1 protein-coding gene is annotated in these 793 nt (G+C 39.7%); it reads right to left on the reverse strand.

Annotated features, from left to right (window positions below):
* Positions 1-495: 495 nt before the first annotated feature.
* Positions 496-793: transposase domain-containing protein (locus DWX91_RS16325; protein WP_147354441.1), on the reverse strand; the 298-nt coding region annotated here is incomplete at its 5' end.

A 793-nucleotide genomic window follows, 5' to 3' on the forward strand; every position in this document is an offset into this window, starting at 1 on the left:
AGCAATTACAAGTAATAATATTTAACGACAATAGCGTAAATATTGGAGATGGAAATAGAATAAAAGAATCTAATATCGCATCCAGTATACAAGAATAATATAGTTTGATTGGAACAACTGTAAATAAAATTTGTCAGTTATTTAAGCCAAGAAGAATGTGAGGAATATTTTAAAAAATAGTGGGGTATCCAAATCTCTACAGTATTTCTGCCTGAAGACCGATGGTCCCCTACGTGCGAATTTTCGCAGAATTAAACAGGGGGATACCCACAGAATCCATATTATATGAAAATTCCCATAGAATACCGCTTCTTTAGCCGATTTTGTTTTGCCGGATAGTACCGAAATACGCATAAAAACCGTGTGTAAAACAATAGAAAAAACACAGTTTTTATGCGTATTTTTTTGCAGAAATATAATCAGAAATACCTTGCTATTCGTAAACGCTCCATACCAAGTACCCTATAAGCTAAAAGCCGCTTCCGCGGCTCTACTTCATTGCTTTTTCGGTTTTCTGACAACGTCCGGCAACTTTTTCGACCATGGAAGCAGGTCATCTAAGAATGACCGGTCGCTGTCATCCATGCGCTTGGGGATCCCTGTCAGAAGGTGTTCAAAGTATTCGTATGGTTTTAGGTTATTCGCTTTTGCCGTCTCTGCGATGCTGTAAATAATCGCGGATGCTTTCGCACCATTGATCGTATCGATCATCTGCCAGTTCTTCTTTCCAACACAGAATCCGCGGATCGCGCGCTCAGAGGCGTTATTATCCATAGGGACATCCCCATCTGTC

Origin of the sequence: Clostridium sp. AF22-10, from assembly GCF_003478725.1 — a bacterium.
GTDB lineage: Bacteria > Bacillota > Clostridia > Lachnospirales > Lachnospiraceae > Otoolea > Otoolea fessa.